The sequence below is a fragment of the Pseudomonas sp. B21-015 genome (assembly GCF_024749285.1).
Classification (GTDB): Bacteria; Pseudomonadota; Gammaproteobacteria; order Pseudomonadales; family Pseudomonadaceae; genus Aquipseudomonas.
In genome coordinates, this window is record NZ_CP087196.1 from 425704 (window position 1) to 449610 (window position 23907).

21 protein-coding genes and 1 pseudogene are annotated in these 23907 nt (G+C 59.8%); 6 read left to right on the forward strand and 16 right to left on the reverse strand.

What is annotated here, in order from left to right:
• Positions 1–38 precede the first annotated feature (38 nt).
• Complete coding sequence (locus LOY38_RS01895) at positions 39–1430, reverse strand: L-cystine transporter (protein ID WP_258698620.1); 1392 nt, start codon at positions 1428–1430, stop codon at positions 39–41.
• Positions 1431–1668: 238 nt separating this feature from the next.
• Between LOY38_RS01895 and LOY38_RS01900 the strand changes: the two genes are divergently transcribed.
• On the forward strand, positions 1669–2736 hold the full coding sequence (locus LOY38_RS01900; protein ID WP_258698621.1) for a haloacid dehalogenase-like hydrolase: 1068 nt from the start codon (positions 1669–1671) through the stop codon (positions 2734–2736).
• A gap of 202 nt (positions 2737–2938) precedes the next feature.
• Here the strand turns inward: LOY38_RS01900 and ilvD are convergent, their stop codons facing one another.
• The 5 genes from ilvD to LOY38_RS01925 form a co-directional block, all read right to left on the reverse strand.
• Positions 2939–4780, reverse strand: coding sequence for a dihydroxy-acid dehydratase (gene ilvD, locus LOY38_RS01905; RefSeq protein WP_258698622.1), 1842 nt, complete (start codon positions 4778–4780; stop codon positions 2939–2941).
• Between the two features lie 257 nt (positions 4781–5037).
• The gene (locus LOY38_RS01910; protein ID WP_258698623.1) at positions 5038–6258 is read right to left on the reverse strand and encodes an MFS transporter; all 1221 of its coding nucleotides are present in this window, start codon (positions 6256–6258) and stop codon (positions 5038–5040) included.
• A complete protein-coding gene (locus LOY38_RS01915; protein WP_258698624.1) occupies positions 6251–7228 on the reverse strand; it encodes a diiron oxygenase in 978 nt (325 codons plus the stop codon). The genes LOY38_RS01910 and LOY38_RS01915 overlap by 8 nt, the downstream gene beginning before the upstream one ends.
• Positions 7225–8304 carry a SagB/ThcOx family dehydrogenase gene (locus LOY38_RS01920; RefSeq protein WP_258698625.1) on the reverse strand — a complete coding sequence of 360 codons (1080 nt, stop codon included), beginning with the start codon at positions 8302–8304 and terminating at the stop codon, positions 7225–7227. Before LOY38_RS01920 ends, LOY38_RS01915 begins: the two co-directional genes overlap by 4 nt.
• Before the next feature lie 435 nt (positions 8305–8739).
• The gene (locus tag LOY38_RS01925) at positions 8740–9936 is read right to left on the reverse strand and encodes a class I SAM-dependent rRNA methyltransferase (protein WP_017341306.1); all 1197 of its coding nucleotides are present in this window, start codon (positions 9934–9936) and stop codon (positions 8740–8742) included.
• A 345-nt stretch (positions 9937–10281) separates the two neighbouring features.
• Between LOY38_RS01925 and LOY38_RS01930 the strand changes: the two genes are divergently transcribed.
• Genes LOY38_RS01930 through LOY38_RS01940 form a run of 3 tightly spaced genes read left to right on the forward strand, consistent with a single transcriptional unit; the run spans position 10282 to position 12315 of the window.
• Positions 10282–11094 carry an HDOD domain-containing protein gene (locus tag LOY38_RS01930; protein WP_258700643.1) on the forward strand — a complete coding sequence of 271 codons (813 nt, stop codon included), beginning with the start codon at positions 10282–10284 and terminating at the stop codon, positions 11092–11094.
• Positions 11095–11124: 30 nt separating this feature from the next.
• The gene (gene mutM / locus LOY38_RS01935) at positions 11125–11937 is read left to right on the forward strand and encodes a bifunctional DNA-formamidopyrimidine glycosylase/DNA-(apurinic or apyrimidinic site) lyase (RefSeq protein ID WP_258698626.1); all 813 of its coding nucleotides are present in this window, start codon (positions 11125–11127) and stop codon (positions 11935–11937) included.
• Between the two features lie 54 nt (positions 11938–11991).
• Positions 11992–12315 (forward strand): multidrug transporter, encoded by a 324-nt coding sequence (locus LOY38_RS01940; protein ID WP_258698627.1) that lies wholly within the window; start codon positions 11992–11994, stop codon positions 12313–12315.
• Positions 12316–12407: 92 nt separating this feature from the next.
• On the opposite strand, the gene LOY38_RS01945 is transcribed toward LOY38_RS01940, so the two are convergent.
• The 5 genes from LOY38_RS01945 to LOY38_RS01965 all read right to left on the reverse strand — a co-directional run bounded on the left by LOY38_RS01945 (position 12408) and on the right by LOY38_RS01965 (position 17157).
• Entirely contained in the window at positions 12408–12659 is a 252-nt protein-coding gene (locus LOY38_RS01945; protein WP_003195146.1) for a YfhL family 4Fe-4S dicluster ferredoxin, read from the reverse strand.
• Positions 12660–12807: 148 nt separating this feature from the next.
• Positions 12808–13287, reverse strand: a complete 480-nt coding sequence (gene coaD / locus LOY38_RS01950) for a pantetheine-phosphate adenylyltransferase (RefSeq protein WP_040071510.1) — start codon at positions 13285–13287, stop codon at positions 12808–12810.
• A gap of 115 nt (positions 13288–13402) precedes the next feature.
• Complete coding sequence (locus LOY38_RS01955) at positions 13403–14998, reverse strand: GMC family oxidoreductase (protein ID WP_258698628.1); 1596 nt, start codon at positions 14996–14998, stop codon at positions 13403–13405.
• 154 nt (positions 14999–15152) lie between these two features.
• On the reverse strand, positions 15153–15698 hold the full coding sequence (locus LOY38_RS01960) for a twin-arginine translocation pathway signal protein (RefSeq protein ID WP_258698629.1): 546 nt from the start codon (positions 15696–15698) through the stop codon (positions 15153–15155).
• 28 nt (positions 15699–15726) lie between these two features.
• Positions 15727–17157, reverse strand: coding sequence for a coniferyl aldehyde dehydrogenase (locus LOY38_RS01965; protein WP_258698630.1), 1431 nt, complete (start codon positions 17155–17157; stop codon positions 15727–15729).
• Between the two features lie 141 nt (positions 17158–17298).
• On the opposite strand from LOY38_RS01965, the gene LOY38_RS01970 reads away from it, so the two are divergent.
• Positions 17299–17970 (forward strand): TetR/AcrR family transcriptional regulator, encoded by a 672-nt coding sequence (locus LOY38_RS01970; RefSeq protein WP_258698631.1) that lies wholly within the window; start codon positions 17299–17301, stop codon positions 17968–17970.
• A 45-nt stretch (positions 17971–18015) separates the two neighbouring features.
• Entirely contained in the window at positions 18016–18870 is an 855-nt protein-coding gene (locus LOY38_RS01975; protein ID WP_258698632.1) for a sulfurtransferase, read from the forward strand.
• Between the two features lie 138 nt (positions 18871–19008).
• Here LOY38_RS01975 and LOY38_RS01980 read toward each other — a convergent pair.
• From LOY38_RS01980 to LOY38_RS02000, 5 genes and pseudogenes are all read right to left on the reverse strand, one after another.
• Positions 19009–19107: pseudogene (locus tag LOY38_RS01980) on the reverse strand (AraC family transcriptional regulator); the annotation flags it as partial.
• Between the two features lie 25 nt (positions 19108–19132).
• A complete protein-coding gene (locus LOY38_RS01985) occupies positions 19133–20143 on the reverse strand; it encodes a hydrolase (RefSeq protein ID WP_258698633.1) in 1011 nt (336 codons plus the stop codon).
• Positions 20144–20216: 73 nt separating this feature from the next.
• Positions 20217–20825, reverse strand: a complete 609-nt coding sequence (gene rsmD, locus LOY38_RS01990) for a 16S rRNA (guanine(966)-N(2))-methyltransferase RsmD (RefSeq protein WP_258698634.1) — start codon at positions 20823–20825, stop codon at positions 20217–20219.
• Positions 20825–22315: a pitrilysin family protein gene (locus LOY38_RS01995; protein WP_258698635.1), complete on the reverse strand. Its 1491-nt coding sequence runs from the start codon at positions 22313–22315 to the stop codon at positions 20825–20827. Before LOY38_RS01995 ends, rsmD begins: the two co-directional genes overlap by 1 nt.
• Entirely contained in the window at positions 22308–23663 is a 1356-nt protein-coding gene (locus LOY38_RS02000; protein WP_258698636.1) for a pitrilysin family protein, read from the reverse strand. Before LOY38_RS02000 ends, LOY38_RS01995 begins: the two co-directional genes overlap by 8 nt.
• Between the last annotated feature and the right edge of the window lie 244 nt (positions 23664–23907).

Sequence of the window (23907 nt, forward strand, 5' to 3'; positions counted from 1 at the left end):
GCTTGCCCGCGAAGAGGCCCGCTCAGACGATGAAAGTCTTAAGCCTGAGCCAACGCCCCATGCTCATCGGCATCCAGCAGTTCTTTATCGGTCTGCTGCATCATCTGGCTGGTGATCGCCCCAGCGGTGATCGAACCACTGACGTTCAACGCCGTACGCCCCATGTCGATCAGCGGCTCAACCGAAATCAGCAACGCCACCAGTGACACCGGCAAACCCATGGCCGGCAGCACGATCAACGCGGCGAAGGTCGCGCCACCACCGACCCCGGCCACGCCGGCCGAACTCAGCGTCACAATCGCCACCAATGTTGCGATCCACAGCGGGTCCAGCGGGTTGATGCCCACGGTCGGCGCGACCATCACCGCCAACATTGCCGGGTACAGACCAGCACAGCCGTTCTGGCCAATGGTCGCGCCAAACGAGGCGGCGAAACTGGCGATGGACTGTGGAATACCCAAACGGCTGGTCTGAGCTTCGATGCTCAGCGGAATGGTGGCGGCGCTGGAGCGGCTGGTGAAGGCAAACGTCAGCACCGGCCAGATCTTGCGGAAAAACCGCAGCGGGTTGATCCCGGCGGCCGATACCAGCAGGCCATGGACGACAAACATCAAACCCAGGCCGATGTAGGACACCACCACGAAACTGCCGAGCTTGATAATGTCTTGCAGGTTGGAGCCGGCGACCACTTTGGTCATCAGCGCCAATACGCCATACGGAGTCAGCTTCATCACCAGGCGCACCAGACGCATCACCCAGGCTTGCAGGGTGTCGATGGCGTTGATCACTTTCTGACCTTTCTCGACATCATCCTTGAGCAATTGCAGCGCCGCGACCCCAAGGAATGCGGCGAAGATCACCACGCTGATGATCGACGTCGGTTTAGCTCGAGCCAGGTCGGCGAACGGGTTCTGCGGGATGAACGACAACAACAGTTGCGGCACATTCAGGTCGGCGACCTTGCCCGCATAGTCGGTCTGGATGGTTTGCAGGCGAGCCATTTCCTGAGTACCGGCGACCAGGCCTTCGGCGGTGAGGCCGAACAGGTTGGTCAGGCCGATGCCAATCAGCGCCGCGATGGAGGTGGTGAACAGCAGCGTGCCGATGGTCAGGAAGCTGATCTTGCCCAGCGACGAAGCGTTGTGCAGACGGGCCACGGCGCTGAGGATCGAGGCGAACACCAGCGGGATCACGATCATTTGCAGCAACTGCACGTAACCGTTGCCCACCAGATCGAACCAGCCGATCGAGGCTTTCAGTACCGGGTTACCCGCACCAAAAATCGTGTGCAGGGCGACACCAAACGCCACGCCCAGCACCAGCGCCAGCAGCACCTTTTTGGCCAGGCTCCAGGTGGTGTGACGGGTTTGCGCCAGGCCAAAGAGCAAGGCGAGGAACACCAGCAGATTGAGGATCAGCGGCAGATTCATAGAGGCTCCATAGACTTGTGCCAGCCACCTTCGTGTGTGACTGCGAACCGGTAAGCCTAACAGCTTGATATGTAATGAATTAATATCAAAAACAGCGGTCGGCTGTCGTTTTTGGAATAAGCCGATGGCGCGATGAGGAATGCCGCTGGCGGAATCAGGATGCAAGCGGTCGCGGGTAGGCGAGGACTGTCACACTTATTTGTTAGCGTCGATTTCTTTGAAACGGGGAGAAACGCCGATGAAGCTTGCACCGAAATTTCTTGCTGCTGCACTTGGATTGGGTTTGAGCCTTGGCCTTGCCGGCCAGGCGTTCGCTACTGACCTGAAGCACTGGCCAGCCGATCAGGCCAAGGCGCTGGACGCGATGATCGCAGCCAATGCCAACAAGGGTAACTTTGCGGTGTTCGACATGGACAACACCAGTTACCGCTACGACCTCGAAGAGTCGTTGCTGCCGTTCATGGAAAACAAGGGCCTGATCACTCGCGAGAGCCTCGATCCCTCCCTGAAACTGATGCCGTTCAAGGACACCGCCGACCATAAGGAAAGCCTGTTCAGCTACTACTATCGCCTCTGCGAAATCGACGACATGGTTTGCTATCCATGGGTCGCCCAAGTGTTCTCCGGCTTCACGCTTCAGGAGCTCAAGGGCAACGTCGATGAGCTGATGGCGTCTGGCAAACCGGTGCCGAGCACTTATTACGACGGCGACGTGGTCAAGACCATCGACGTCAACCCACCGAAAATCTTCACCGGTCAGAAAGAGCTCTACAACAAGCTGATGGAGAACGGCATCGAGGTCTATGTGATGACCGCCGCCTCCGAAGAGCTGGTGCGCATGGTCGCCTCCGATCCGAAGTACGGCTACAACGTCAAACCACAGAACGTGATCGGCGTGAGCCTGTTGCTCAAGGACCGCAAGACCGGCGAGTTGACCACGGCACGCAAACAGGTCACTGCCGGCAAGTATGACGAGAAGGCCAACCTGGGCCTCGAACTGACCCCGTACCTGTGGACCCCGGCCACCTGGATGGCAGGTAAACAGTCGGCGATCCTGACGTACATCGATGAATGGAAAAAACCAGTCCTCGTGGGCGGCGATACCCCGACCAGCGATGGCTACATGCTGTTCCACAGCGTCGACGTGTCCAAGGGCGGCATCCATTTGTGGGTCAACCGCAAAGACAAGTACATGACCCAGATTAACGGCATGATGGCCAAAAACGCAGCAGCCCAGGCGAAAGAAGGGTTGGCGGTGACGGCGGACAAGAACTGGGTGATCGTGAAGCCGGAAGAGATTCAGTAAGACCGAGTCGCCTCCATCGCGGGCAAGCCTCGCTCCTACAGGGGCTGAGGTGATGATCGTTCCCACGCTCTGCGTGGGAACGCAGCCCGTGACGCTCCGCGTCACTGGACGCGGAGCGTCCCTTGAGGCATTCCCACGCGGGAGCGTGGGAACGATCAGCCCCGCACTTGGCGGGGCATTTTTTTTGTTCGGCGGTTAAGTATTACAGCCCGTCGAGCATCGCTTTGTTACGTACCGCACCCTTGTCGGCGCTGGTGGCCAACAGGGCATAGGCTTTCAGTGCAGTGGTCACTTTACGTGGACGCTTTTCCACTGGCTTCCAGCCTTTCTTGTCTTGCTCGACCCGGCGCGCGGCCAGTTCTTCGTCGCTGACCAACAGGTTGATCGAGCGGTTCGGAATGTCGATCAGTACCTTGTCGCCATCCTGCACCAGACCAATCGCGCCGCCGGCAGCGGCTTCTGGCGAAGCGTGGCCGATGGACAGGCCCGAGGTCCCGCCGGAGAAACGGCCATCGGTGAGCAGGGCGCAGGCTTTGCCCAGGCCTTTGGATTTCAGGTAAGACGTCGGGTACAGCATTTCCTGCATGCCCGGGCCGCCTTTCGGGCCTTCGTACCGAATGATCACGATATCGCCGGCCTTCACTTCGTCGGCGAGGATGCCGCGTACGGCGCTGTCCTGGCTTTCGAAGATCTTCGCGTTGCCTTCGAAGACGTGGATCGACTCGTCGACACCGGCGGTTTTCACCACGCAGCCGTCCAGCGCGATGTTGCCGTACAGAACGGCCAGGCCGCCTTCTTTCGAGTAAGCGTGTTCGACACTGCGGATGCAGCCGTTTTCACGGTCGTCGTCCAGGGTTTCCCAACGGGTCGACTGGCTGAACGCGGTTTGCGTCGGGATACCCGCAGGGCCGGCCTTGAAGAAGTGATGCACCGCTTCGTCGTTGGTCTGGGTGATGTCCCACTTGGCGATACCTTCGGCCATGCTCTTGCTGTGCACGGTCGGCAGGTCGGTGTGCAGCAGGCCGCCACGGGCCAGGGAACCGAGGATGCTGAAGATCCCGCCGGCACGGTGCACGTCTTCCATGTGGTATTTCTGGATGTTCGGCGCGACCTTGCACAGTTGCGGTACATGGCGGGAGAGGCGGTCGATGTCGCGCAGGTCGAAATCGATCTCGGCTTCCTGGGCCGCGGCCAGCAAGTGCAGGATGGTGTTGGTGGAACCGCCCATGGCGATGTCCAGGGTCATGGCGTTTTCGAACGCCTTGAAGTTGGCGATGTTGCGCGGCAACACCGACTCATCGTTCTCGCCGTAGTAACGCTTGCACAACTCGACGATGGTGCGGCCGGCTTGCAGGAACAGCTGTTCGCGGTCGCTGTGGGTGGCCAGGGTCGAACCGTTGCCCGGCAATGCCAGACCCAGGGCTTCAACCAGGCAGTTCATCGAGTTGGCGGTGAACATGCCGGAGCAGGAGCCGCAAGTTGGGCAGGCACTACGCTCGTACTCGGCGACTTTCTCGTCGGATGCGCTGGAGTCGGCGGCGATTACCATGGCATCGACCAGGTCGAGACCGTGGCTGGCCAGTTTGGTCTTGCCGGCTTCCATCGGACCGCCGGAAACGAAGATCACCGGAATGTTCAGGCGCAAGGCGGCCATCAGCATGCCGGGGGTGATCTTGTCGCAGTTGGAGATGCAGACGATGGCGTCGGCGCAGTGGGCGTTGACCATGTATTCGACGGAGTCGGCAATGATCTCGCGGCTCGGCAGCGAATAGAGCATGCCGTCGTGGCCCATGGCGATGCCGTCATCCACGGCGATGGTGTTGAATTCTTTGGCTACGCCGCCGGCCCGTTCGATTTCGCGAGCGACCAGTTGGCCCAGGTCCTTGAGGTGCACATGGCCCGGTACGAACTGGGTAAAGGAGTTGGCAATGGCGATGATCGGCTTCTTGAAGTCGTCATCTTTCATCCCCGTGGCGCGCCACAGTGCGCGAGCACCGGCCATGTTGCGGCCGTGGGTGGATGTTTTCGAGCGGTAATCAGGCATGGAGCACTCCGGGCGGCTAATCAGGTATCAAAAGGGAAGTGAGCTTCTATTGACGTCTGGAACACTCAGAAATGGCCGTGTGTCCGGAAGTTGCCGATGACTTTGCGGGATCGCCGCGCGCTTCAGCTTGAGCTCATAAACCCGCCGGGGGATGACTGGCGATGAATCTCGCGATTCTACACCGCTGGCGTCAGGAGGGAATGCCGGAAAGCGTTGATCCAGCGCTGACGGGGCGTGTGGGGTGACGATCGGCGAGGTTATTCGACGCTTGGGCTGGCTTGCGGGCTTTTGGCTCGGCGATTGATACGACTGTTGAGCGCCAGCGCCACGCTGCTCAAGATGATGAAGCTGTATCCAAGGGTGGATTGCAGGTTGGCCGGGCTCAAGCTGATGAGCGCACTGATCAACCCGCCGCAGATGAAAATCACTGTGCTGCCGGCCGATGCCGAGGTTCCCGCATTTTCGGGGAACAGGCTCATGGCTTTGGAGGTGGCGGCCGGTCTGGCGATGGTGGTGCCGGCGGTACAGATGAGCATCGGTACCAGGACGGTGATCGGGGACAGCGCAAAGTGGCTTGAGAGGTAAAGCATGATCAGGCCGGACAACAGGATCAGGCTCAGCCCGCTGATGATTTGATGACCGGGACTGATGCGTTTACCCAGCAGCGTCGCAACCATGCCGCCGACGATGTAGGCGCCGCCGTATACCAGCAGGATCAGCGAGAAGTCATAGGCCGATAGCTGGAGTTGATCCATGAAAATCAGCGGTGAAATGACGATGAAGGAAAAATGGCAGGCGAATGCAAAGGCTGAAATCAGCCAGTAGGACAGGAAGTCGAAATCGCACAAGACCCAGCGGTAGGGCTGGAAGATATTCGGTCGCGCTCCGGTTGCCGCGGGCCGAGTGTTCTCGAGAAGAAAACAGGCTTTGAGCAGCACTATTCCAGCCAGCACGGTAAACCCCCAGAAGCTGCCTTTCCAGCCCAGAGTGGCTTGCAGGAACGTGCCGGCCAACGGTGAGACCGAGATGAAAACGCCGGTGGCGGTGACCATCAGGATCCGCAACCGGTCACGTTCCTCACCCTCGAACAGATCCTGAACCAGTGCCTGTGACAACACGAAACACCCGCAGCCGAGCGCCTGAATGACACGGAACAGCAGGAAGTAGACATAGTCCTTGGCCAGTGTGCAGCCCACCGCACCCAGCATCGAAACGGTTATTCCGGCGAGCAACAGTCCTTTGCGCCCGATCACATCCGACAGCGGCCCAATCAGCAGTTGGGAGGCCGCTATACCGACGGCAAACAGACTGATCGAGAGCGCAATATCAGCGGGTGTGCTGCGAAAGTGTTCGGCGAGCGCAGGGAACGAGGGCAGCAGGACATCCAGCGGGAACACGCCAAGCAGCACCATTGCCAACAACAGGCTGACCGCCCCTCGACGCTGTTTGACGGTCGCCGCAGAGTGCCCTTTATCCATCGATAAGTCCTGCCTTCATAAACAGTTGCTGGTTGTAAGACAGGTCGAAGAAGCCGGCCTTTTTCAACGCCTGAAGCGTCGCGTCAGCACCGGATCGCGTCCTTTGAAGGGTGGCTTGGGGGGTGGTCAGTCCGCCGAGAATTTCCGTGAGGGTGGTCTCGCCGATACCCGCGCTGTGCAGGCTTTCCCGCAGCCATCGTTCATCGGCCTCGAAGAAAATCCGGATGATGTCCAGCAGCAGTCTGGCGGCGAACATGCGTTGACGGTTGTTCAGCGTCAGCCACAGGTAATGGAACACTTCAGAGAAATAGCGACTGTGGCGCGCCTCGTCCGCCAGATGGTCCCTGAGCATTGCCCGGACGCTGGAAACCAGATCGTCGCGGCAGACGTCGAGCAGTTCCTTGGCAATGATCGTCTCCGACACGAACCCGACGAGAAACCAGGCCAGCGCCCTGTGTGTTTCAGGCGCGTGGTCGAGCAGGGTGTTCAATCGGGTTATGCGGTGGGGCATGACCGGGCGCAGGCTGATCCCGTAGAACCTGGCAATTTGTTCGGCCAGGCTATTGGAAAACAGGGCGTGATAACCCTCGTCGGTATAAAGCTGAAGCGCGGCGGTCTTCATCCGTGAGGGGATGTGGACCTTCAGTTCCCCGTGGATGATGGTTTCCACGGATCGGTTGACGATGCGGTGTTCGAGCAAGGTGGTGTAGTCGAGGAAGTACACCAGATGATTGGCCGACAGCCGATGGGTGACAGTTTGACCCAATGCTTCGATAGCCGGGTGATTCAGGTAAGCCAGAAACCCCGGGGGAAACCAGTGGCGTGTTTCCAGTTGCTGCTCCAGGTCTGGCGGTAATAGATAGTCGTGCTCGCTGGTGCGCACCGAGGCGCGGTTATTCCAGTCGCCGAGGGTGAAACGAAGCGCCCGGGAAACGGGGGGATCTATTGGGGCAACGATGGGGGCGGTCATTGTTGCGGCTCCCGACTGCTCAGCAGATCTTTCAATTCCTTGCACATCACTTGCCCGTCGCTCTGCCCGCAACCGACAAAAAACAGCGGTTGCTCCGCACTGTCTTCAAGCCCAAGCAAGGCCTCGACCTGATCATCGGCCAGCGCCCCCGTCAGCCAGGTGTTCAACCCCAGCGCAGTGGCCACCAACTGGAACGTCTGAGAAATATGCCCGGCTTCCACGAAGGCCATTCGGTAGGCTCGCGAGTGTTCATATTTCCACCACAACTTGTCGAAGCGAGCGGTGATGAACAGGCCCATTGGCAGGTTGTTGATGAAGTGCTGCCCACACAGCAGCTGCCCCAGCGGCGATACAGGTGCCGGGTTAACGAAGCTCAGTGCATGCTCGGTGGGATGATAGGCGTAGAGCCCGGGTTTCAGGCCGTTGACGTTATGTACATGAAGAAAGCCTTCGCAGGCATTCAGTCCGCCACCGGATGGGCTGCTGCGCCGGGCATCGAGGCCTTCGACAAGGGTTTCGTCGACATCGTTTTCGCGCTCATGCAAGTAGCCCAGGGACAGGTAAAGCAGCGTGCCGATAGCATCCAGTGAAACAGCAGCATCGGTGAAGGTGCGGCAGGTTTTTCGGCCGATCAGGACGTTGGCAAGAGACCCTTCCGGCAGGCAGGAAGGTTTTGGCAGGGCAATCAGCTCCCGCGCCTGGCGTTCTGTGGGGCGGTTGCCCGGTGCAGGAGCGGCCAGCACGTCGGTGCAATGGTCCAGGTAGTGTCTCGACCATTCGTGAATATCCTGAGGGACATGTTCGCAGGGAATGTTTTTGGTGCCGATATGGAAGATCTTCGATAGTTCATCCCAGCCCCATTCAATAGTGCCTTGTATTGATGTTGTCAGTATTCCTGCGTTTAGGAGTTGAGTGTCAACTATATTGCTGTCGTTATACAGTTTTGGGTTGTTGATAAGTTGCGTAAGTCTGTTTGAGTATTCAGGGCTTAGTTCAAATTGTTTGTGGTTTTTGTAATCCCAGACTATTTGGCCGGGCGTGCGAGGAAGTATGAATAAATATGGGTTTATCTGCATGATGGGCGGTTCGCTCTGGGCTGTGCCAAAGAAAACGCTGGGTAGCCGGCACTCCCCAGCGTCTCATTTACTTAGCGGGCTTTTGGCGCAACCAGAAAAGCCAGATTAGCGATCTTGTTAGCTTCCAGAGTAATTGCTTTCATGTTTTGACTCCTTGTCATTGATAGTGAGTGTCACTTTGCGGTGACAACTCAATCATAGGCTGTAATGAACGCTTATCAAGGGGGTATTAAGTAGGAATGTTCCAGTAATTTTGTCGGAGCGATCTTACGGTTGGAACAGGTTTGTAAGTTATGTTCTTTCAAATAAAAGATGCAGGGAAACGTCCTGCAAGTCTGTAGGGCTGCAGAGTAAGAAGTTGGGGTTGAAGAGTCGGTGCTGCGGCGTTGGAACGGCTGACGGAGAGCCTGTGGGCTCCCCGTCAAACCAGCGTACTCAGCTGTTTGGCAGCAGACGGCAGGTGATGCTCTTGATGTAACGAGTCTCGGCAATCGCCGGGTGTACCGGGTGATCCGGGCCTTGACCGCCACGCTCCAGCATCTGGATGTTGCGGTCCAGGTGACGGGCGCTGGTCAGCAGGATGTTCTGCAGATCGTCTTCCGGCAGGTGCATCGAGCACGAGGCGCTGACCAGAATGCCGTCCTTGCTGAGCAGGCGCATGGCTTGCTCGTTCAGACGACGGTAGGCGCCTTCACCGTTTTTCATGTCTTTCTTGCGTTTGATGAAAGCAGGAGGGTCGGCCACGATGACGTCGAAACGTTCTTCGCTGGCTTTCAGCTCTTTCAGGGCTTCGAACACGTCGCCTTCGATGCAGGTCATTTTTTCAGCGAAACCGTTCAGTGCGGCGTTGCGCTCCACGCCGTCGAGGGCGAAGGCCGAAGCATCGACGCAGAACACTTCACTGGCGCCGAAGGCGGCCGCTTGCACGCCCCAGCCGCCGATGTAGCTGTACAAGTCCAGCACGCGCTTGCCTTTGGCATAAGGTGCCAGACGCGCGCGGTTCATGCGGTGGTCGTAGAACCAGCCGGTTTTCTGTCCCTGGATGACAGGCGCTTCGAACTTCACGCCGTTCTCTTCCAGCGCCACCCATTCCGGCACCAGGCCGAACACGGTTTCGACATAGCGATTGAGGCCTTCGGCGTCACGGGCAGCGGAGTCGTTCTTGAACAGAATGCCGCTTGGCTTGAGCACTTGGGTCAGTGCCGCGATCACGTCATCTTTGTGCGCTTCCATGGTCGCCGAGGCGATTTGGACCACCAGAATGTCGCCGAAACGGTCGACCACCAGGCCTGGCAGCAAGTCGGAGTCGCCATAGACCAAACGATAGAACGGCTTGTCGAACAGGCGATCGCGCAGGGACAGGGCAACGTTCAGGCGATGCACCAGCAGCGACTTGTCCAGCGGCAACTTGATGTCGCGCGACAGCAGGCGCGCGCAGATCAGGTTGTTCGGGCTCATGGCAACGATGCCCAGCGGCTTGCCGCCGGCGGCTTCGAGAATCGCCTGATCGCCCGCCTTGAAACCGTGCAAAGGAGTAGCGGCTACATCGATTTCGTTGCTGTAAACCCACAAGTGGCCGTTTCGCAGGCGTCGGTCGGCGTTGGCTTTGAGGCGCAGGCTAGGCAGGGACATGACGTCGCTCCGGAAAAAAGAGCGGGAGTATAGCGTGTTGCGCAAGGGCTCGGCTTGGCGGATGGACATGCGGTGAGGGGGCCTGCAACTTGTGGGAGCGAGCCTGCTCGCGATGACGGCGGTACATTCAGCATCAATGTTGGCTAATCCGACGCTATCGCGAGCAGGCTCGCTCCCACAGGGAGTGCATTTGTTCTGGGCAATAAATGAAATTTCGGCGACATAACTGCGGATGTGTCGGACCCATCTTTTTAAGGGTTAGAATCCCCGCCTGACCCGGAGTGCGTACTGATGTCCCAAGAACTGACGACCGAACAGATTCAACAGTCCCTGCAAGGCATCAGCGTGCCGGCCCAGCCGCAGATCATGGTGGATCTGCAGATGGAGCAGTACATGCCCGACCCGGACCTGGAGGTGATCGCCAAGCTGATCTCCCAGGACCCAGGTCTTTCCGGCGCCTTGCTGAAGATCGTCAACTCGCCGTACTACGGTTTGAGTAACAAGATCACCGCGATCCAGCGGGCAGTGAACCTGTTGGGCAGCCGTTCGATCATCAACCTGATCAATGCGCAATCGATCAAGGGTGAGCTGAACGACGACGCCATCGTCACCCTCAACCGTTTCTGGGACACGGCACAGGACGTGGCGATGACGTGCCTGACCCTGGCCAAGCGTGTCGGCGTCCAGGCTGGTGATGAGGCCTATGCGCTGGGGCTGTTCCACGATTGCGGCATCCCGTTGATGCTCAAGAAATTCCCCGATTACATGAAAGTGCTGGAACAGGCCTATGGCAACGCCAGCGCCGAATGTCGCGTGGTGGATACCGAGAACAAGCAATACAACACCAACCACGCCGTGGTCGGGTATTACACCGCAAAATCCTGGCGCCTGCCCGAACATGTCACCCAGGCCATTGCCAATCATCACAACGCCCTGGCCATTTTCAGCGATGAGTCGTCCCGCAATACGCCGCTGAAAAATCTGCTGGCGCTCCTGAAGATGGCCGAACACATTTGCGCCTCTTTCCGGGTACTGGGTAACCAGTCCGAAGACCATGAATGGAACCTCGTCGGGCCCCTGGTGCTCGATTACATCGGTTTATCGGAATACGATTTCGAAACCCAGAAACAAGAGATTCGCGACCTCGCCACTCGTTGAGTGTCGAACCTCGCCTGATTCGAGAGCCCCATGCCTGAATTGCCGGAAGTCGAAACCACCCGCCGCGGAATTGCACCGCATCTGGAAGGCCAGCGCGTCAGCCGGGTGATCGTTCGCGAGCGCCGTCTGCGCTGGCCGATCCCCGAAGACCTGGATGTGCGGCTGTCCGGGCAGCGCATCGTGCTGGTGGAGCGGCGCGCCAAGTACCTGTTGATCAATGCCGAAGTCGGCACGTTGATCAGCCATTTGGGCATGTCGGGGAATCTGCGACTGGTGGAAGCCGGCATGCCGGCGGCCAAGCATGAGCATGTGGACATCGAACTGGAATCGGGCCTGGCCCTGCGTTACACCGACCCGCGACGGTTTGGGGCGATGCTCTGGAGTCTCGACCCGCTGAACCACGAACTGCTGGTTCGCCTGGGGCCGGAGCCGTTGACCGATCTGTTCGACGGCGAGCGACTGTTCCAGCAATCCCGTGGGCGTTCCATGGCGGTCAAACCGTTCATCATGGACAACGCGGTGGTGGTCGGTGTCGGCAATATCTACGCAACCGAAGCGCTGTTTGCTGCCGGTATCGACCCGCGCCGCGAAGCCAAGAGCATTTCACGGGCGCGCTATTTGAAGCTGGCGATCGAGATCAAGCGCATCCTGGCCCTGGCCATCGAACGGGGCGGTACCACGTTGCGGGACTTTATCGGCGGTGACGGTCAGCCAGGTTACTTCCAGCAGGAACTGTTTGTGTATGGCCGTGGCGGTGAACACTGCAAGGTCTGTGGCACCGGGCTGCGGGAAGTCAAGCTGGGGCAGCGCGCCAGCGTCTTTTGCCCGCGTTGTCAGAGCTGATATCGGCTACGGTCTATAGTCAGTGTTCTCACTGCATAGCCGAAGGACCGTGCCATGAATCTGTTTCGAACCTTTGTCGTTGCGCTGTTACTGAGCGTCGGTGCGCCCGCGCTGGCGGCTGAGAACGGCAGCGGCGACCCGCGTTACACCATCCAGAACCCGCCAGCCTACGCCATGCTTGGCGATCTACTGATTGCCCGACCGTTGCTGGTGGTGGCGACAGTGATCGGTGCCGGGGCGTTTGTGGTGTCGCTGCCGTTTACCGCGCTGGGTGGTGGCATTGGCGATGCGGGGCAGGCGTTGGTGGTCGACCCGGCGAAAGCGGCGTTTGTGCGGTGTCTGGGGTGCATCGGGGAAGGGTTTGAGCAGCGGGAGTGAAGCAGAATCAAAAGATCGCAGCCTTCGGCAGCTCCTGCTGGTGTACGCATTCCAGGGTAGGAGCTGCCGAAGGCTGCGATCTTTTCAGGCTTTCAAGCCTTACCGGTAATCTTGCGGTACTTCTCCATCAACTGTTCTTCAGTTTCCGGATGGGCCTCGTCCAGCGGGATGCAATCCACCGGGCAGACTTGCTGGCACTGCGGTTCGTCGTAGTGGCCGACACATTGTGTGCACAGGTTCGGGTCGATCACGTAGATCTCTTCGCCCTGGGAGATGGCGGCGTTCGGGCACTCGGGTTCGCAGACGTCGCAGTTGATGCAATCGTCGGTGATGATCAGGGACATGCTAACTCCAGCCGGGGCGGCAGGCCCGGGCGCAATAAACCAATGCGCACAATTGTGCCGCATTGGCGCCCGCAGTGCACGCGGGCGCGATCAAGTGCAGCGATCGAAGATTGCGGTAGCCGCAAAAGATCGCAGCCTGCGGCAGCTCCTACTTTTTAAAGCGCAGGGTGAGGGCGTCGGCCACCGCCGGGTGGACGAACTTGGTGATATCGCCGCCCAGGGCTGCGATTTCACGGACCAGCGTCGAGGAAATGAACGAATAACGCTCGGACGGGGTGAGAAACAGGCTTTCCACATCCGGTGCCAGTTGGCGGTTCATGTTGGCCAGCTGGAATTCGTATTCGAAGTCCGACACCGCGCGCAAACCGCGCAGGAACACGTTGGCGTTCTGCTCTTTGGCGAAGTGCGCGAGCAGCGTCGAGAAGCCGACGACTTCAACGTTCGGTAAATGTTTGGTGACCTCGCGGGCCAGCTCTACACGTTGTTCCAGGGGAAACAGCGGGTTTTTCTTCGGGCTGGCGGCGACGGCGATGATCACGTGATCGAACAGGCGCGCGGCGCGTTCGACCAGATCGCCATGGCCCTTGGTAATAGGGTCGAAGGTACCTGGGTACAACACTCGGTTCATCGCGTCGTCCTGGCGGGAGTCCGTTGGGGAGTCGGATGGTATCGCAGCCTTCCCGGTCGGCCAAGTCGCCTGTTGGGTAAGAAAGCACTATAGACGATGGGAATATTCCGCGTTTTCATGGGTTTTTCAAACGTTCGGCCAGTGAATTCGCCAGTTGCGCCGTCAGCCCGTAGACCGATAATTGTGGGTTTGCGCCAATGCTGGTGGGGAATAGCGAGCCATCGTGAATCGACAGATTGCGCAGTTGGTGATGTCGGCCGAGGCTGTCGGTCACGGCGTTTTTCGGGTCTTCGCCCATGGCACAACCGCCCATCACATGAGCACTGCCCAGGCGCGTGCGATACAACTCAAGGCTCAGGCCATCTATCAGCGTGCGCGCTTCGGCGAGGGTTTTCACGTAGCGCGCGTCGGCGTGCATCGGCATCACGGCGTTGGCGCCACCGGCAAACTGGATCTCGGCCATGCTGTGGAACGCCCGGCGCAACCCATCCCAGGCGTAGGGTGAAACCTGATAGTCGAGCACTGGCGTGCCGTCACCGCGCAATTCGACACTGCCGCCAGGGCTGTCTGGGTGAAAACCGTCCCGCAGCAACGCCAGCATGGCGTGGGTGTGCGGCAGGTTTTCCATGTGCCGGGCGTTTTCCGTGCCGAAGCCGCCGAGCAGGGTGCTGGCCAGCGCCGGGTGCAGTGGTGGAACTTCCAGTTTGTAGGACATTTTGCCGGTGACGCCGTCCTGCCATTGGAAATGGTCGGAATAGATCGACTGCGGCGCACCGTAGAACGGGTTGATCACCTCGTCGAACAGCCCGGCGGACATGTTCACCAAGTGCAGAAAGGTCCGTTTACCCAGGCGCTCATGAGGATCCGGCGCCTCGGAGCGCAACAGCAGTGCCGGGCTGTTGATCCCGCCGCCGGCCAGTACGTAATGCCGTGCCTTGACCTTAATCGTGCGTCCGGTTGGCGCAACACAACGCTCATCCATCGCCACACAGTGCAGGCCTGTGACCTTGCCGTCGTTAATCGACAGTTTTTCGGCGCGGGCCAGATAGAGCAGCTCGCCGCCTTTTTCCAGGGTCGCCGGGATGGTCGTGACCAGCATCGATTGCTTGGCGTTGGTCGGGCAACCCATGCCGCAGTAGCCGATATTCCAGCAGCCACGCACATTGCGCGGAATCACATGCCAGACGTAGCCGAGTTTTTCGCAACCTTTGCGGATGACATCGTTGTTGGCGTTGGGCGGCACCCTCCACGGGGCGACGCCCAGGCGTTGTTCCATGTGCTCGAACCAGGGCGCCATCTCGGCCGGCGTGTGGCCTTTGACGTCATGCTCTTTGGCCCAGTGTTCCAGCGTCGGGTCCGGGGTGCGAAAGCTCGAGGTCCAGTTGATCAACGTGGTGCCGCCCACCGCCCGACCCTGGAGGATGGTGATCGCACCGTCCTTGCTCATGCGCCCGATGCCTTCCTGATAGAGGCTGGTGTAGGCCTGGTCTTCGAGCATCTTGAAGTCACTGCTGGTTTTGAGTGGACCTTCTTCGATCAGCAACACCTTGTAGCCGGCGGCGCTGAGGATTTCGGCGGTGGTCCCGCCGCCGGCACCGCTGCCGATGATCGCCACGTCCGCGTCGAGGGTCAGGTCCTGGGTCAGTTGCGAACCGTTGTAGGTTTTCCAGCCACGGGCCAGGCCTTCGCGGAACAGATCGGGTACGGGCATGTATGGGTTCTCTTATTATTTTGGATTTGGTGGTGATGCGGCTGACGCCATCGCGGGCAAGCCACGCACCCACAGGTTTGAGTCGTTCACAAAAGGGCTGGCCACCTCAAACCCTGTGGGAGCGTGGCTTGCCCGCGATAGGGTCGCCACGATTTCAAACGGTTGGCGGCCCCGGATATCCGCAATGCACCCACGACTCCGCCCGGCTGTACCACGCCATCATCACCATTTGCAGCAATGAGCTATGCCCCATGCGCAACAGGCTTAACGAACTGTTTTCCCAACGATCAAGAAAGTGCCGGATCTGTTCGCTGCTGGCGTTTTCCCAACTGCCCCATACCCCGGTCAGTGGGCCACGGGTGATGCTCATCTCCAACACATCAAACAATTGCCCGGTCAGTTTGAGCATTTCCGGCGACAGGTGATTCAGTCCGTTATCAAGGCCGTGCAGGGTCTCGGCGACGGCGGCCGGCACTTTCTCGACGATCATGGCGCCGTCGAGCATCACCGGGATCAGTGCCCGCAGAAACAGCAGGTCACTGCTGCGCAGAATCGCGAAACCGCTGGCCGGGGTGCTCGACGAGCAGCCGCTGAGGCTCGCGCCTAATCCGGCCGTGGCCAGAAAAGCGCTGGCGCCGAGGCTGAGTTCAAGCAGGCCGCGCCGCGACAGCGCGGGTGTATCGGACAGGCTTGGGCTCATTATTGTTATTACCCGGCGGTGATGATCGTTAGCGGATGAATAGCTTCTGGATCAGTTTCTGAATGAATTTACCGTACGGCGGATAGATCAGCTTCGCTGCGTTGAAACGCTGTTTGATCAGTACGCCCTTGGCCTTGCTGAAGGTCAGGAAACCCTCGTGGCCGTGGTAGTGGCCCATGCCCGAGGCACCGATGCCGCCGAACGGCATGTCGTCCTGAGCAACGTGCAGCAAGGTGTCATTGAGGCAGACGCCGCCGGAATGGGTTTCGTGGAGGACGCGGTTTTGCTCGCGCTTGTCGTAGCCGAAGTAATACAGCGCCAGCGGACGAGGCCGTTGGTTGATGTAGGCAAACGCTTCATCGAGATCCTTGTACGGCACGATCGGCAGCAGCGGGCCGAAGATTTCGTCCTGCATCACCGTCATGTCGTCGCTGACGTTGAGCAGCAGGCTATGACCCATGCGTCGGCCCTGGCCCTGATCGAACAGCGGAATCAGCAGCGCGCCCTTGCTGGTGGCGTCGCTGAGGTAGCCGTTGAGCCGCGCCAGTTGTCGGTCATTGATGATGGCGGTGTAGTCCGGATTGTCGGCCAGGGTCGGATAAAACCCGCGAACCGCCTGACGATAGGCTTCGACGAAAGAGCCTACGCGGTCTTCCGGCACCAGCGCATAGTCCGGGGCGACGCAGGTTTGCCCGGCGTTGAGGGTCTTGCCGAAAGCGATACGTTCGGCGGCGTCCTTGAGCGGGACATCGCGGGAAACGATGGCCGGGGACTTGCCGCCCAGTTCGAGGGTCACCGGCGTCAGATTCTCGGCCGCCGCGCGCATCACGTGTTTGCCGATGCTGGTGGCTCCCGTGAACAGCAAATGATCGAAACGCAGCCGCGAGAACGCCACACCGATATCGGCCTCGCCGAGCACCACGCAGACCAGATCCTGGGGGAAAACCCGGCCCAGCAGTTCCTTGAGCAGCAAACCGGTGGCGGGGGTCGATTCGCTGAGTTTGAGCATCACCCGGTTACCCGCCGACAATGCACCCACCAACGGCCCGACGGCCAGGTAAAGGGGGTAGTTCCACGGCACGATCACTCCGACCACGCCCAACGGTTGATAAACCACTTTGGCCGACGCTGGTTGAAAGGCGAGACCGACTTTGCGTCGCGAGGTTTTCATCCAGTTTTTGAGGTGCCGGCTGGCGTAGTGAATACCGTGCAAGCTGGGCATCAATTCGGCGAGCAGGGTTTCATCGGCGCTGCGGTGGCTGAAGTCCTGGCTGATGGCGTCGATCAGGGCCTGGCGCTCATTGCTCAGCAGGTCCTTCAACGCCTTTAGCCATTGCTGGCGCTGAGCGGCGGGTGGCATCGGGTTGGCTGCATACGCTGCGCGTTGAGCGTCGAACAGGGTTTGGAGTTCGTCCAGAGGCTGCTGCAGGTTGTTCAGGTAGGCAATGTCAGCAGGCATGGTCGGCACCGGATTTATTGGAATGAGGAACTTTTTAGAGTCTATGCTCTAGAAAGTCAAATGGCACTTCGGTGCAGCTTTGTTTTAACCACGGGCGGATAGGTCGTAAGATGCCCTCATCGCACAATTAAAGCTCAAGCCATGGCCCCTCGGATCAAAACCAGCGAGCGCATCGTGCAGAACAGCCTGGAGCTGTTCAATCAACAGGGCGAGCGCAGTATCAGCACCAACCACATTGCTGCCCACATGGAGATTTCCCCGGGCAACCTGTACTACCACTTCCCCAACAAGCAGGCGATCATCGCCGTGTTGTTCAGTGAGTACGAAAACCTGGTGGACAGCTTTCTGCGCCCGCCCCAGGGGCGTGCCGCGACAGTCGAAGACAAGCGCTTCTACCTCAAGGAATTGCTCGCCGCCATGTGGCAATACCGGTTCCTGCATCGCGACCTCGAGCATTTGCTCGACAGCGATCCCGAGCTGGCCGCCCGTTATCGGCGCTTTTCCCAGCGCTGCCTGATCCAGGGCACACACATCTACGCGGGCTTCGTCGAGGCCGGCATTCTGTGCATGGACAAGGTTCAGATCGAATCCCTGACCCTCAATGCCTGGATCATCCTCACCTCGTGGGTGCGTTTTCTGTGCACTACGCGGGAAAACTCCAACCATCTGAGCGAACAGGCCATGAAACGAGGCGTGTATCAGGTGCTGGTGCTGGAGGCCGGGTTCGTCACTGATCAATCTCGCGATGCGGTGAATGCACTGTTCGAAGAGTTTTATGTGCCGCTGGCCCAGGCGCTGGAAGAAGTGGGATAAAGAGTGCCGTAGGATTGCAGACAGACAACATCACAGGAGCCCGTTATGCCCATTGCGCAACTGATCAGCCCGCAAGCGTTGGACCTGAAAAAGGAGGCGCCGGGGCTGGTAATTCTGGATTGTCGTTTTGCCCTCGAAGACCCGGACTACGGTCAGCGCAGCTATTGCGAAGGTCATATCGCCGGGTCGAGTTTTGCCGATCTTGAGCGTGATTTGAGCGGGACAGTGGTCAAGGGTGTGACCGGGCGTCATCCGTTGCCTGAGCCCGAAAACCTGATCGAGCGTCTGCAGGCCTGGGGCATCAACGCCGACAGCGAGGTGGTTTTGTATGATGACGGTCCCGGCGCCTACGCGGCGCGGGCCTGGTGGTTGCTGGCCTGGCTGGGCAAGCGCGATGGCGTGTTCATACTCGATGGCGGGCTGAAAGCCTGGCATGCCGCCGGATTGCCCTTGAGTCTTGATGCGCCGTCGATCACCCGCGGTACCTTCACCGGGACGCCGGATGCTTCGCTGTTGCTCAGCGCCGAACAGCTGCAGCAACGTCTCGGCCAGCCAGCGTTGACCTTGCTCGACGCCCGCGCCCTGCCGCGCTTCAAGGGCGAAGTGGAGCCGATCGATCCGATAGCCGGACACATCCCCGGCGCGCAATGTGCCGCGTTCACCGACAACCTGGGCAGTGACGGGCGTTTCCTGCCGGCCGATCAGCTCAAGCAACGGTTTGCTGCGAAGCTAGGTGTTCGTTCGCCGACGGAACTGGTCGCGTATTGCGGTTCTGGCGTGACGGCCTGCCACAACCTGTTCGCCCTGTGCCTGGCGGGTTATCCGTTGGGGTCGCTGTATGCCGGGTCGTGGAGTGAGTGGATCAACGATCCCGCACGAGGCGTCGCCACCGGCGAATGATCACCTCAATCCCCTGTGGGAGCGAGCTTGCTCGCGATGGGGCCATAACATTCAACGACGGTGGTGACTGTCCCGCCGCTATCGCGAGCAAGCTCGCTCCCACAGGGATAATGGGTGTTTGTGAGGCCTCATTAAACCTCAAGCACCTGCTGCGCACTGCAATACGCCCCCCGGTCCTACACCGTAAACCTGCTTGAACTGCCGACTCAGATGGCTCTGGTCGGCAAAACCTGGCTGATTCACCCTGACCGGAGTCCATGGTTCAGGTGCGCCCCGTGGCGGCCAGCCATTGGGGAATGCGCCGCTCCAGGTAGTAACCCGGTTGCCTGAACGTGCCCTCGACGAAACCGACATGCCCACCCTTGGCCTGCAACTCGAATTGAGTGCTGGCGGACAATTCGTCGGCTTGCGGCAGGCTATGAGGAAACACAAACGGGTCATCGGCCGCCTGGATAATCAGGGTCGGCGTGCGAATCTCTCCAAGGAAATAACGACTTGAGGCGCGGCGATAGTAATCCGCGGCATCGGCGAAACCGTTCAGAGGTGCGGTGACCCGGCCATCGAAATCCCAGAAGGTGCGCAAGTTCTCCAGCGAGCCCAGGGCTGCCAACGCCGCCAGGCCATCCTCATGTCCGTCATGCTGGAATTTGCGCTGCTTGTTCTTGATGTAGGCGACCATCTCACGCATGAAATGCGCTTGATAGAATTTGGAAAAACCCTGGCTGATACGATCGGCACACTGATCGAGGCGAAACGGCACCGACACTGCCACCGCGCCGAGCACACCGCTGTTGCTGCCGGTTTCGCCCAGATGCTTGAGCAATACGTTACCGCCCATGGAATAACCGACCGCATACAGCGGCGCGAGGGGGCGCAGGGTTCGCAAGTGTTTGATGGTTTCCGCCAGGTCTTCACTGGCCCCGGAATGGTAGCTGCGCGGCAACAGATTGGGCTCGCCGGAGCAGCCTCGCCAGTTCAGCGCGACGCTGGCCCAACCCCGGGCGCCCAGCGCCTTTTGCATGCCGGCCACATAAGGCGAATTCGACGAACCGGTCAGGCCGTGCAATACCAGCACCAGCGGCGCATTCGCGCTGTGGGGGGCGTGCCAGTCCAGGTCAAGGAAGTCGCCGTCTTCAAGCCACAATCGTTCCCGCTCGCGCTCGATATGCGTGGTTTTGCGCCATAGCGGTCCCCACAAGGTTTGTAAGTGCGGATTGCCCAGGCCGTAGGCGGGCGTGAAGGCGGGGGTGAAACGTTCTGGCAGATGGGACACGATTGCTCTCGATGCTGCGGTGCGTACCCGCAGCGTTAGCTGACGGAGCTTCGCACCGTTTTCTCAGGCCGGACTAGCCGGCGATCCCTGCCATACGTTGCCACAACGCGTAATACACTCGTCCGGATTTCTGCTCCCGATGCAGGCGCCAGTTTCCCGGCAAGCCAAGTATCGACGGTGCTGTTTCGCTTTCAGTGTAGACCCACGCATCGTCGGCCAGCCAATGACGCTCTTCGAGCAGAGTGCAAACGACTGGCAAAAGATTCTGATTGAACGGAGGGTCGAGAAATACCAGATCGAACGCCGTGGCCGGTTGGGTTTCCAGATAACGCAATGCGTCGGCAGTCTGTACCTGACCGGTGGTGCAGCGCAGGGTGCCCAGATGTTCTTTCAGGCTGGACACCGCGATGTTGCTGGCGTCCAGCGCCTGACCCATGGCCGCGCCACGGGACAAGGCTTCCAGAAACAACGCGCCACTGCCGGTAAACGGATCGAGCACCTTGGCCCCGGCGACGTAAGGCGCGAGCCAGTTGAACAGGGTTTCACGCACCCGGTCCGGGGTCGGCCGCAGGCCCGGAGCATCCGGGAAACTCAGGCGCCGGCTACGCCATTCGCCGCCGATGATGCGCAGTTGATTCACACCGTTATGGACGTTGTGAACAGGTTTTTTTGGACTGGCCATTAATGCTCCGGAACCCCGAGCGGTTGCTCGGCAGGTTTATCAGTAGGGGCCGGTAACGGCTTTTGTGGCACGGTCGGGCCAGCGCTGACGATGACCAGTTTGTCCGTGCTCAGGTGTTTGTTCAGGGCGGTTTTGATTTGCTCGACGGTCAGGCTCTGGGACTGCTGCATGAAGTCCTCCAGGTAGCTCAACGGCAAGTTGTAGAAACCCATGGCGCCGAGCTGACCGACGATATCGGCGTTGCTGGCGGTGGACAGCGGGAAGCTGCCGGCCAGTTCGCGCTTGGCGTCATCGAGTTCTTTTTCGGTGGGGCCGGTTTTAAGGTAGTCGGCGAGCACATCCTGCACCAGTTTCAGCGTGCCTTCGCTCATCTCGGCGCGGGTTTGCAGATTGATCATGAACGGGCCGCGAACCTGCATCGGGCTGAAACCCGAATACACGCCGTAGGCCAGGCCGCGCTTCTCGCGCACTTCGCTCATCAACCGGGTGCCGAAACCACCGCCGCCAAGGATCTGATTGCCCATGGACAACGCCGCGTAATCCGGATCGTCACGGTCGATACCCAGTTGCGCGATCATCAGGTTGGTCTGCTTGGACGGAAACTCGATGTGACCGATGCTGGGCGTGGGGTCGGTCGGTTGTTCGATTTTCGCCAGGGCCGGGCCTTTGGGCAGGTCGGCGGATACTTGTGCGGCAACCGCCTCGGCCTCGGCGCGCGACAGGTCGCCCACCAGCGCAATCACTACGTTGCCAGCGGCGTAGGCTTTCTGATGGAAGGCCCGCAACTGCGCCAGGGTGATCGGTGGAATGCTCTTCGCCGTGCCGTCACTGGAGTGCGCGTACGGGTGAGCGCCATACAAGCGATTCATCAGCTCCAGGCTGGCGAGTTTGCCGGGGTTTTGTTTCTGGTATTCGAAGCCGGCGAGCATCTGGTTTTTGATGCGGGCAAACGAATCGGCGGGGAAGGTCGGTTTGCCGACGACTTCAGCGAACAGCTTCAAGGCAGGCTCGCGTTTGTCCACGGCACTCAGGCTGCGCAAGGAGGCAAGCGCCATGTCTTTGTACGCGCCGTTGCCGAAGTCGGCGCCCAGGCCTTCGAAGCCCTGGGCGATAGCGCTGACATCTTTGCCGGCCACACCTTCGTTGAGCATGGCGTTGGTCAGCAGTGCCAGGCCGGGTGCATCGCCGTCCTGGCTGCTGCCGGCGGCGAAGATCAGGCGCATGTCGAACATCGGCAGCTCACGGGCTTCGACGAACAGCACCTTGGCGCCTTCGGCGGTGTTCCAGGTCTGCACGTTCAGCGAGCGATGGCTTGGGGCCTTGCCGTCGAGTTCGGCCAGCGATTGCAGCTTCTGGCTGGCCTTGGCTTTGTCGAGGGCTTCGCTGGCGTTGGACTCGTCGGGTTTGGACAAATAGAAGGCGGCAGACCCGATCAGTGCGACAGCGATCAGGCCGATCAGGGCCAGACGCGATTTTTTACGCTCACTCATGAGTCGTCTCCTGTGGCAGTACATGGGCGACGCTGAGACGTTCGCGGGTGAAATACAGCTTGGCGGCCTTCTGGATGTCTTGCGGGGTCACGCTTTCCAGGTCGGCGAGTTCGGTGTCCATCAGTTTCCAGGACAGCCCGACGGTTTCCAGTTGGCCGATGGCGGTGGCCTGACTGGTGATCGAGTCACGCTCGTAGACCAGACCGGCAATGACCTGTGCTCGCACGCGCTCCAGCTCTTCGGTGGACGGCGCAGTGGTTTTCAGCTGTTCGAGCAGTTTCCACAACCCGGCTTCAGCCTGGGCCATGGTTTTCTTCTTCTGGGTGTTCGGCGTGGCCGACAACGTGAACAGACTGTCGCCACGGGTGTAGGCGTCGTAGCTCGACGAACCGCCGGACACCAGTTCTTCGCCGCGCTCCAGTTGCGTCGGGATGCGGCCGCTGTAGCCGCCGTCGAGCAGGGCGGAAATCAAGCGCAGGGCGTTGACCGACTGTTTGTCTGCGGCGGTGGCGATGCTCGGCACGTTGAAGGCCAGCATCAGGCTGGGCAATTGGGTTTGTACATGCAGGGTTATCTTGCGTTCGCCAGGCTCAGCCAGCTCCAGCGGGATTTTCGCCGGTGGCACGTCGCGCTTGGCGATTGGGCCGAAGTAGCGCTGGGCGAGGGTTTTGACTTCGTCCGGGGTCACATCACCGACCACCACCAGGGTGGCGTTGTTCGGCACATACCAGGACTGGTACCAGTGGCGCAGTTCTTCGATCTTCATGCGGTCGAGGTCCGCCATCCAGCCGATGGTCGGCGTGTGATAGCCGCTGGCGGGGTAGGCCATGGCCATGAAGCGTTCGTAGGCTTTGGACATCGGCTTGTCGTCGGTGCGCAAGCGACGTTCTTCTTTGATCACCTCGATCTCGCGGGCGAACTCGTCGGCCGGCAGGCGCAGGTTGGCCATGCGGTCGGCTTCCAGTTCGAAGGCCACGCCCAGACGGTCGCGGGCCAGCACCTGGTAATACGCGGTGAAGTCGTCGCTGGTGAAGGCGTTCTCTTCGGCGCCGAGGTCGCGCAGGATCAGCGAGGCTTCGCCGGGGCCGACTTTCTCGCTGCCCTTGAACATCATGTGTTCCAGCGCGTGGGACAACCCGGTCTGGCCCGGGGTCTCGTAGCTGGAGCCGACCTTGTACCAGATCTGGGAAACGACGACCGGCGCACGATGGTCTTCGCGCACGACAACCTTCAGGCCGTTGTCGAGGGTGAATTCGTGGGTCGGTTGTGGATCGGCAGCCAGGGCCGAGAGGGGCAGACAAACTGTGCTGAGCAGCAGGCCTGCAGCGCGGCGGGCTAGAGCATTCATTCGTTTTTAAACCTGTTGGGCTGCCCGCTTGGTCTTAGCGTCGGCGGGCGAGAGGGTGCTAGGATACTGATCCGTTTTACTGGCGGCCACGCCTATCAAGCCTTGGTGTTTGATCAGGTTGTATGGGTTTGCGGCAGAAGACTGAGGTTTATCAACTAAACTCTGCTTTTTCGCCGATTTTGCCGCTTCAGTCCTTCGTGAAATCGTTTCTGTGAGGTGCCGTTCGCACCTCGACAAAATGTTG